Source organism: Marivita sp. (assembly GCF_017643905.1).
Lineage (GTDB): Bacteria > Pseudomonadota > Alphaproteobacteria > Rhodobacterales > Rhodobacteraceae > Marivita.
In genome coordinates, this window is sequence record NZ_JAEPMO010000163.1 from 1 (window position 1) to 9,248 (window position 9,248).

A 9,248-nucleotide genomic window follows, 5' to 3' on the forward strand; every position below is an offset into this window, starting at 1 on the left:
AAGCTGGCGCAAGCTGCGCGGCTTCGTTCATCTCGCCGACGTCATCCAGGGCGTCGATTTCGTCAACGGCATCAAGCCAATAAACCAGCAGCTAACCGCCGCATGATGATCGCTTGGGCACCAGATTTGACAATAACTCCGTGGCGGTGCAGGGCTTGATATTCTGCTTCAGACCGACCGGGCAGAAGGCGCCTGATTTGTCGGAAAAATTCAGATTCGCTGTCCCCGGAAGGGCCCACGGTGAAAAGCTCGCCCATGATGCGAAACGCTATTACTTGCGGATCTGACCTGTCCGTCCCGTCATGAATAAATTTTTCGCCCACAAGCATGTCGTCGATTCTTTGATTTAACCAGGAGGGGGTCTGAAACTGCTCTCGTGCTTGTTCGCGTCTGTGCTCGGTTTCCGATGCCTCGTGGGCTCGGGCTGCGATGATCTCCCGCAGCTCAGCTTCTTCGCCCTGCCTCAGTTTTTCCATAACCCATGAATAAGTATCTTCGTTGTAAGCATCAGGGCCAACGCTGAACGGCGTGAACCCGAGTTTCGCCCGCAGCGTGTTCGTCTTTTCCACATACTCAGCACTCATGGGATTTTTGCCACGTTGGCGATCTTTGGCTTCGGAGACGCTGTCGTACATATGGTCATACTCTTCAGGGAAGAGTGCGGCATGCAATTCTCGTCCCAGATGCCGAAGAGCATCGTCTTCGCGCTTTTGAGAAGCCGCTGCCACTGGTTTTTCGTCCCTTTCCATCCCTCAATCCTTCTCAATTTGAATGGCTATTTTGTCAGCAGGTTCCGGGGCTTTGTACAGCTGGCAATCGGTTATCGCCGAAATCAGGGGTATCGGCAGCTGTGCGTCAATCCGGTGTGCCCGATGTGTGCAGCGGATACCGAGCCCAATGCCGATGGTCCAATGAGATAGCTACAGCCCTTGCAGTCTGCGATCAGCATTTGGGCTCCTGAGTGACAGGTACTTGCCGCAGTTCGAAGTGGTCGAAGCCGTTGGGCCCTTCCTGTTCGCGTGCCTTGTTGAGAGCGCGCAACGCCTTGTCGTATGGCATCGGGTCGGACACGATCGCGGGCTCATCGAAGCTGTACCTGTCTATGTACACCAAAACCCATTGTCTTGCCGCCCGGACCTCTTCATAGCGCCGTTTGCGTCCTGTGCTCATGCGTGTTGGATCACTCCTCTGTCAGTTTGAAAATTCACGTGCCGAGGGCATGGCTTGCCGCTCATGCCCCGGGGTAGGCCCCAGCCAGCTGCCCGGCGCCGTCATGTTCATGTTCGAGCCGCAGGTAATCGCGCACCAAACGGGTGATCGCGTCAGCGCCCTCGATCACCGGGGCCCAGCGATGTTTCAGAGCAGCGAGGGGATCAATCAGCCCCATCATGTTGCCCGCAATTGCGCCGGTCGAGTCGCTGTCGCCGCTATGTACGACTGCGATCTGAAGCGCATCATCAAATGTCTTGCCGGCAAGGCAGGCGTAGAGCGCGATCGACAGCGCTTCTTCGGCAATCCAGCCTCCCCCGAGGCTTTCGACCGTCTCGGGGGATCCATCCCGCGGGGCATCGAGCGCCTTGCGGATAGCGCGTGCGGTTTCGGAGCCGTTCTCGAGACGCTCGTATTCCCAGGCCGTTGCAGCGGCAGCGTCGTCCAGATTTGCCCCAGTCGCAACATCGGCCAGCATCTCTGCCCAGGCTGCAGCAGCCAACTGGCCGGTGGGATGTCCATGCGTCAGCGCAGAGGTGTCGATGGCAATGGATCGCACCTGATCGCGCGGCACCATAAGAGCCACCGGCGCCACGCGCATGATCGTGCCGCAGCCCTTGCTATCATTCATGGCCAGCGCTCCGAGGCTTCGGCCTTCACCGAGAGACGACAGGCAGGTCATTCCAGGTGCGCGGCGTGCCCAGAGCCGCCTATCTGAGATCAAGCCCACGTCGTCCGTTTCAACGCGCGGCTTGCCGCCTTGGGTCCGATACCAGCGCAGAAGAGCATGGTGCACCACGTAGGGTGGGTGGCATATCCCCTTGAGCGAACCGCGAACATGGGCCCGGATGAGACCCTCGGCGGTAAACAGCGTCATCTGGGTATCGTCGGTGATTGCGCCCCGCAGGCCCTGATGTGATGGGAGATCTGAAATCCCTTCCGGGAACTTGCGGATGATCGCATTAAGCGACAGGAACTCGATTTCGGCACCGAGGCTGTCGCCATAGGCGCCCCCAAGAAGACTGGCATGAAGCCGAATGCCCGGTAGTCCGTAGTGGCGGGCGCGGCGGGTAACCCAGCGTTCCTGCTCCTCGGTTTCGATTGCACCGGGGCGAACCGTGCGCACGTCGCTGATCGCTTGAGGTGCGGACCATCCGCGTTCGATCAGCATCAAAGCAGCGATCGTTCCGGCGCGGCCGAGACCGCCGCGGCAGTGGACGAGGACGCGGCCACCGCGCTCCAATGTGGCGCGCAACTGCGCCGAAATCGCAGCCCATGTGCCCATGGCCTCGTCTGTCGGGGTGTCCAGATCCCGGATGGGAAAATGCACCCATACGATGCCACGCGCCTTCACCGCTTCGCCAAGCTCGGCCACGCCCAGCATCTCGAACTCGTGGTCTTCGATCAGGCTCAAGACGGCTTTGGCACCCCATCCCTTGATCGCGTCCAGGTCGAGATCGAGATCTCGATCCCATGCGGCACCAAAGACACTCGCGCCCTTCTTGCCGGGACAAAACGTGATGCCCAGTCGACCGTTTCCGATGACCAGGTCATCAATGCGCAGTGGGTGGGTGATGCTCGTTCGAACCAATCGCGTCTCCTTCTTGTCTCGATTCGTTTTTTAATCTCTACATGCGTCATTTTCGGACGTATATCATATAGGTGCGGCTGCAACTGCACGTCCCGGCCTACAACCTGACCACCTTCTGCGCTGCATCGAGCTGCCCGAGGCCATGGCGGATTGGTTATTGACCAGCCTGAAGCTCAAGCGGATCAAGATCAGCGCCCGCGTCATGTGTCACGCCTGCGCCATTACCTTTCAACTAGCGTACGCGGCCGTCACCGGCCTGATGGTTCGCTCCATCCTTGCCGCCATCCGCCGATTGCGAGCGCGCCGCCATGCTCATGACGCAGTAACTGTCCGGGGAAGAACGAAAGTGGCAGGACAACTCCGTACTCCGCGCTAAAAAAACCGCAGCCGGGATACAACATGGTTGTTTCATGAAAGAGCTCACCAGTTCCAACAGCCTGCGCGAACGAAGACGCCGGTCAGGGCAAAAAATTCTTGTCCACCAGGCAGAGTCGGGCGATCTTAATGTCTGATGCTATGCCACTTGGGTAATGTTAGTTTATACCACTAAATGCGATTGCAGGAGCGGCAGAGGGTGAAAATGCAGGTGCCCTTAAGCCTAAACGGAAAAAGGGTACCCGCGCCTCAGACCTCATTTCTGCAATAAAGACGCACAGCACAGTCAAGAAATCTGAAAGACAAGCCTCCAGCTATTCTAAAGAGAACCCAGAGGGCACTAAATACACTGAAGCTTGCATCCAGCCATTCTCAAAGCTGAAATCGTCAAGTTGAATTAACCAAGATCCCTCTTTTTTGTCATTTGAAAACTCCTTTTGATAGCTGCTGACATTATCACCAAATAGATGGATGCACGCTCGCTCAGCGAGTTTTTCAAAGGCTTCAGGGTTGGTTTGCTTTAGTCCCCCTATGCTTTTTGCCTGATCGTTATCAAGATCAAACATTCGATGATTCAATGTAAATGGATAATTGATTTTAACTGCATTTTGCCCTTCGAGGCCTTCAACCTGCAAGTACTGGTTCAAATTTTCCCCATAATTTTTTCCTGCTTTTTTCAGGACTTCTTTTAAATCCTTTGGGAGGGATCTCACATTGAAGCTCATCATTCACATCCTTTCAGTCGATTGTGTAGGTTTCGATAAGGTATTCAAAGTCATGGGCGTCAAGATCAAGATCTGCGAGCAGACGTGAGATTTCTTCTTCAATCTCTGAGTCCAATATGTCGTCAATAAGATCGGCGCTGTTAAATTTTCTTAGACCTTGAGGATTGTCTGTCCCCAGCTTGAATGTCACCCTTAGTTCGCCACTGTCGTTTCTTCCCACGATTACCGTGCATCCCCCGAAGCCTTCTGGGGTAGAGGGCACCCTATATAAAGCGTCTTCGATAAACTCCCCAAGAGACCCTATACGCTCTTCTACATCTCTTAGAACCGGATCCTCCTGAGGAGATTCTGGCTTGCTGACGTGAATAAAACGGACTGGATTGGATGCGCCGCGCTTAATAAATCCTTCAGGAAGTTTTTTATTGAAATATTGGAAAAGAATTTCTGGCTGGGCTACTTTGCCAATAAAACCCCATCGACCACTGTCATTTTCGTTAAATCTTTCTTCAAACTCAGGGTGGTCAGCAGCTACCCAATTATCAGCTTCAAATACACCTACGATATGCCCCTTACGATGGGCTAAGATATAATCAACATTCCTTGCCCGATTAACATCAAGCTTCCATGCATAGCGCGCCGCTTCATAAATGCTTAAAGTGCTTTCCATCGATCCTCCGATTGAAAGAACCAATAAGTTGTGAGCGGGCACTATCGCTTCAGTCATGGCAAGTCTCTCTATGGGTAGCATTTTTTATTTCATTTGCAGTTAAGCCGCACACGTTTGGTCGGGTAAAACAAGCGAGTTGTTGAGCTTGCCCCTCCGTGTCTGCGCTGTTGAACAACGCTGTGACGAGTAGCAAGAAAAATCAAGCTTGTAAAATTTTCCTCGAGACAGCGCTGGTACGTCATCTCTTGATCGCGTCGATGTCGAGACCAATGTCTCGATCCCACGCGGCGCCAAAGACACTGTCGCCTTTCTTGCCGGGACAAAACGTGATGCCCAGCCGTCCGTTTCCGAGGGGCAGGTCATCAATGCGCAGGGGGTGGGTGATACTCGTTCGAACCAATCGCGTCTCCTTCTCATCTCGATTCGTTTCGATACTAGATCATGGGTGCGTCATTTCCGGACGTATCCTCCCGAGGCGTGGGTTGTAACTTGCGGCTATTCCGGAAAGACTTTGCCTGAGCAGGGCTTGAGGGACCACGTATCGTTTCGATTCGCTGAACAGTCTGAAGCCTTCGCTTGATCGCACCGTTTCCTTCCGGTCCGCTGCGATCAAACGTGGGATAATGCCGATAGCGGCGGGGAGGTACGGATGAATGGTCTTGAGCCGCTGGTAACGGTCCGTGCCGGCACGGGCGCGTTTCGGGCAATCACATCCGACCTCTTGGCAGAAACCTATCTCGCGCCGCGCCCGCAGGCGATCGACCTGAATGCTGTTCTGGCGGATGGCGCCTTCCCGTGGTCCGCCAGCATGGGTGTTGCCCCACTTGAAACCGCTGCCGCTGTTTCATCAGCGTTGCGGAGCCTCGCCGTGGCGACCAACGGTCTGAGCCCGGAGGAGGTTGACCTCGGCGCGCTAGACCACGAAAGCCGCCTATACAAACACCTCGCCGCCCTTTGCGATTTGTGGCGTCAGGCCCCGGGCGCACTCCCGGAAGATCTGCAGGTCTGTGCCCATGTTTTGAACTCTGTGTCTGGCGATGCTCTTGAGCCGCTTCCCCTGGTGGCAGGTGAACCGTGTGGTTTCGCGACGCCAGTTGAGCGCCGCCTGCATACGCAATTGCTGGATCATCACGGGATCGCTGACGCAGCGTTTCAGAAAGAATGGGCCGCGCGCCGCGCGCCGCTGATGACTGGCGCCGCGGAGGGCACAAGCTTGTGGCGCGCGCAAAAAGGTTTGACAGGCGCGTCCATACCTTCAGGGCCGCTGGACGACAGTCTGGCACTCTTCGCCCTGCGCGATGAGGCGGAGGAAGCGGATTTTGCCGCTGCGCGAGCCCAGCGCTTGATCGACCAAGGCGTAGCGGCCTATGAGATCGGTCTGCTGGTGCCAGACGAGACGGGCTATGTCGCGCAGCTTCTTCGTGCCTTCGATGCCGCCGGTGTTCCGATTTCGGGCTTGCCCACGCTGCCGGATCGCCGCGATCTCGCCGGAGAAACGCTCCTTCAGCTCCTGTTGTGCTTTCAGGCACCAGCGCCCGCCATGGCGCTTGCCAGTCTTTACATATCCCCCCTGATGCCATGGTCGCCCGAGGCGGGGTTGCAGCTCTCGCGTGAGGTGATGCAAGGCCGGTTCGAGCCCTTTGCTGCCCGTTCGCTAACAGGGCGCGCGCAACGTTTTTATCAGCTGGTGCGCAGCAACATTGCCCAGACCCCGAACGGTATTCGGCAAGCCCTCGAACAAGCCGCCCAGCTCTTGAGTGACGCGGCTGAGCAGCGTGAGGCTGTCGCTGCATTCCGCTCCAAACTGGGGACGATGCGGGCCGAACTGGCGCAGAGCCGCTCACTGGATTGGACTGCACTTTACCGTGTCGCGGCTCCTGCAACGCCCAAGCCTCCGCCGTCCGAGGCGTTTGTCGAGGGCGTCAGCGTGTTCACGGAAGGGTCCATGCCGTGGCGCTCGGCAAAGCACCTCATTGCCATGGGTATGAGTGGCAATCGCTGGCCGCGTGCGGTGTCTGCATCGCCGCTGTTCCTCGATGGTGAACTCCGGCTTCTGCGCGAAAAAACCGGGCTCCATGTCGAAACGCGCGGGTACGTGCTGGCGAGGCGCCTTGAGAAGCTTCGCCGTCAGTTTCTATGTGCCTCAGAATCCCTAACCCTTTTGCGCCCTGTCTTTGCACCGAATGGCAGCCGGCAGGCCCTCGCGGCAGCCCTGTCGTTGGTGGCGCGCACCGTCGGGAATGGCGAAAAGGGCACGGAAGATGCCGAGGCGTTGATCCTCGATCTGCGTGCGCTCCCGCGCGAGCGCTGGCCGTTTGCCCATCGGGTTGTCGAGGTAGCCACAGATGCGCAGCCCAGCGCCGTGCCGGCAGATGGTGTCTTGTGCTTGGATCGCGATCTGCTTCGCCGCCGCCTTGCCGATGACGGGCGGATGCGAGCGCAGTCGCCCAGCCGGTTGGAAACGCTCATGGTCAGCCCGCTTGCCTGGAGTCTGTCCGAGTTCGGCGCGGAACCAGTGAGCTGGGCGCCTGATGGGCTGAACGTCATGGTTGCCGGCACCATCGCGCATGACGTGCTGGAGTTTCTGTTTCCCAAGGATGCGCCGTTGCCAGATCATGACCAGATCGAGGTCGCGGTGCCGGAGTTGCTCACCTCGGCCATTCGCAAATATGCGCCGTTCTTGCAGCGGTCGATCTGGGCGGTCGAACGTGAGGGGCTGCTTCGCGATGTCGGAACGGCGGCCCATGCTTGGCGCAATACACTTGAAGGCCTTGGTGCCCGCGTGATTGACAATGAGATCGGTATTCAGGGCGAGGCACTCGGCATCTTGCTGCGCGGACGCGCGGACTGCCTTCTTCAACTGGAAGATGGCAGCCTTCTGGTCGTCGACCACAAAAAAAGCGGCACGCCCAAACGCCGCGCGCGCCTTGAAGCAGGCTGGGATCTGCAGCTCGGCCTCTACCGCGAAATGCTCAAACGGCCCGAACGAACTGGCGAAGTCCTGGAGGCTGCCTTGGCAGGCAGCCCAAGGATCGGGGTTGCCTACCACCTTATCAACGACCAGGGCGTTCTGCTCGAAGGGCTGGAGCCACCCGATGGCGTCGTCACCGTCGTGGAAGGCGGGATATCCGTGCAGGCCATGGATCTTCTGATCACGCGGCTGGCCGAAGTAGGGGCAGGGACGATCCGCCTTAACAGCGAAGATGACCGCAAATTCTTCGAGAAAACGGCAAACCTCGCACCCTATGCTCTCGATGCCTCGCCGCTAGTCTCGCGTTTCATGATGCCTGGCACCGAGGCCGATGATAGCATGGAGGACATCGATGACTGAGATGCTGACCATCGTTCCGGCCGGGGCGGGCTCGGGCAAAACCTTTCGGATCAAGTCGGACCTGACCAAATGGGTGAAGGGCAAACTTGTCGCGCCCGATCGCATTCTCGCTGTGACCTTTACCGAGGCTGCGGCCGCGGAGTTGCGCGGCCGTATCCGGGCGAGCCTTTTGGCTGAGGGAATGGTTGAGGCGGCGCTGGCCGTCGAACAGGCCTATGTCTCGACCATCCACGGTCTTGGTCTGCGAATTCTGTCAGAACACGCATTCGCTGCCGGAGCCTCGCCCCAGCCGCGCGCCCTGGCCGAGGCGGAGCGGGATCTCCTGATCCGCCAAGCTATGGCGCATGCGCAGTCGCTTGAGGCGGTCAAGGCCGACCTGCCGCGGTTTGGGTACCGGCCGAGTTTCTCCTCGAATGCCAGTAAGGAAGACAGTTTCCGAGGCAGGATCTTGACCACGGTCGATCTGCTCCGGGGCCTTGGCGACAACGGGAATGACCCGCAACTGGCGGACGCTGCGGTCGCGCGCCTGCGGGCTCTCTACGGTCGGGTCGAGCCAGATGGGGCGACCTTGGAGGCGCGCTTGCTTGCGGCGATTGATGCCCTTTTGGCGGCATTCCCGAATGACCTCGCCGCCCATGCGACCTCCGCGGCTGCGCGCACAGCTTTTGGAAAAGACTTCCGCAACATGAAGCGCGCCCAGCGCCCTGGGGAGATCCGTCGGGATTGGGGGCTCTGGAAAGCCCTGAGCGAGTTGCGTCAGTCGAAGCGGGGCGCGCCGACACCGGATGGCTATGATGCACTTTCTGATGAGGTGATTGCGGCGGCCGCGGATATCGCGGTCCACCCCGGTCCCTTGGAAGACGCCTGCGCGCATCTCACGGCGCTAGTTTATGGCGCCCAGGAAGTGATGTCGAAATACGCCGACATGAAGCGCGAAGCGGGCGTCATCGATTATGCCGACATGATCTGCGATGCCGAGCGCCTTCTGAGGACGCGTCCGGAAATCCTGAACGCGCTTCTGTCCGAGGTCGATTGCGTCATCATTGACGAATTCCAGGACACGAACCCGGTGCAGTTCGCGCTGCTTTGGCGCATCGCACAATCTGCCAAGCGCGTGCTCATCGTCGGCGATACCAAGCAGTCGATCATGGGCTTCCAAGGGGCTGATCCCCGTCTGAGCGAGGCGCTCGAGCGGCAGAACCCCGAGGCGGCCTCGCCCCTGACAGGCAACTGGCGCTCCGATCCGCGGCTGATGCAGATGGTGAATGCGATTTCGGCGGGGCTGTTCGGGGAGGGGTATGTTTCGCTGGAGCCGCAGCGGCCGGAAACTGGTGAGACCTTTGCCGAGAT

Annotated in this window: 8 protein-coding genes and 1 pseudogene; 3 read left to right on the forward strand and 6 right to left on the reverse strand. The window is 58.3% G+C overall.

Features of this window, described 5'->3' with window-relative positions:
* Nucleotides 1–71 precede the first annotated feature (71 nt).
* From JJ869_RS19740 to JJ869_RS19750, 3 genes are all read right to left on the reverse strand, one after another.
* Nucleotides 72–749 (reverse strand): hypothetical protein, encoded by a 678-nt coding sequence (locus JJ869_RS19740; RefSeq protein WP_292269882.1) that lies wholly within the window; start codon nucleotides 747–749, stop codon nucleotides 72–74.
* 193 nt (nucleotides 750–942) lie between these two features.
* Complete coding sequence (locus JJ869_RS19745) at nucleotides 943–1,170, reverse strand: hypothetical protein (protein WP_292269885.1); 228 nt, start codon at nucleotides 1,168–1,170, stop codon at nucleotides 943–945.
* A 61-nt stretch (nucleotides 1,171–1,231) separates the two neighbouring features.
* Nucleotides 1,232–2,800, reverse strand: a complete 1,569-nt coding sequence (locus tag JJ869_RS19750; RefSeq protein ID WP_292269887.1) for an ADP-ribosylglycohydrolase family protein — start codon at nucleotides 2,798–2,800, stop codon at nucleotides 1,232–1,234.
* A gap of 71 nt (nucleotides 2,801–2,871) precedes the next feature.
* Between JJ869_RS19750 and JJ869_RS19755 the strand changes: the two are divergent.
* Nucleotides 2,872–3,176: pseudogene (locus JJ869_RS19755) on the forward strand (transposase); the annotation flags it as partial.
* Nucleotides 3,177–3,489: 313 nt separating this feature from the next.
* Here the strand turns inward: JJ869_RS19755 and JJ869_RS19760 are convergent.
* From JJ869_RS19760 to JJ869_RS19770, 3 genes are all read right to left on the reverse strand, one after another.
* Nucleotides 3,490–3,900, reverse strand: coding sequence for a hypothetical protein (locus JJ869_RS19760; RefSeq protein WP_292269890.1), 411 nt, complete (start codon nucleotides 3,898–3,900; stop codon nucleotides 3,490–3,492).
* Between the two features lie 13 nt (nucleotides 3,901–3,913).
* Complete coding sequence (locus JJ869_RS19765; protein WP_292269892.1) at nucleotides 3,914–4,624, reverse strand: hypothetical protein; 711 nt, start codon at nucleotides 4,622–4,624, stop codon at nucleotides 3,914–3,916.
* A gap of 181 nt (nucleotides 4,625–4,805) precedes the next feature.
* Nucleotides 4,806–4,967: a hypothetical protein gene (locus JJ869_RS19770; RefSeq protein ID WP_292269895.1), complete on the reverse strand. Its 162-nt coding sequence runs from the start codon at nucleotides 4,965–4,967 to the stop codon at nucleotides 4,806–4,808.
* A gap of 249 nt (nucleotides 4,968–5,216) precedes the next feature.
* Here JJ869_RS19770 and JJ869_RS19775 point away from each other — a divergent pair, with 249 nt between their 5' ends.
* On the forward strand, nucleotides 5,217–7,898 hold the full coding sequence (locus tag JJ869_RS19775) for a PD-(D/E)XK nuclease family protein (protein ID WP_292269898.1): 2,682 nt from the start codon (nucleotides 5,217–5,219) through the stop codon (nucleotides 7,896–7,898).
* On the forward strand, nucleotides 7,891–9,248 hold a 1,358-nt coding region (locus tag JJ869_RS19780), incomplete at its 3' end, for a UvrD-helicase domain-containing protein (protein ID WP_292269901.1). The genes JJ869_RS19775 and JJ869_RS19780, both read left to right, overlap by 8 nt.

What these genes read in the sequence shown, in the direction of transcription:
- JJ869_RS19760 (WP_292269890.1), bottom strand. Translation starts at nt 3,900, where the DNA reads ATGAGCTTCAATGTGAGATCCCTCCCAAAGGATTTAAAAGAAGTCCTG.
- JJ869_RS19745 (WP_292269885.1), bottom strand. Translation starts at nt 1,170, where the DNA reads ATGAGCACAGGACGCAAACGGCGCTATGAAGAGGTCCGGGCGGCAAGA.
- JJ869_RS19775 (WP_292269898.1), top strand. Translation starts at nt 5,217, where the DNA reads ATGAATGGTCTTGAGCCGCTGGTAACGGTCCGTGCCGGCACGGGCGCG.
- JJ869_RS19765 (WP_292269892.1), bottom strand. Translation starts at nt 4,624, where the DNA reads ATGACTGAAGCGATAGTGCCCGCTCACAACTTATTGGTTCTTTCAATC.
- JJ869_RS19740 (WP_292269882.1), bottom strand. Translation starts at nt 749, where the DNA reads ATGGAAAGGGACGAAAAACCAGTGGCAGCGGCTTCTCAAAAGCGCGAA.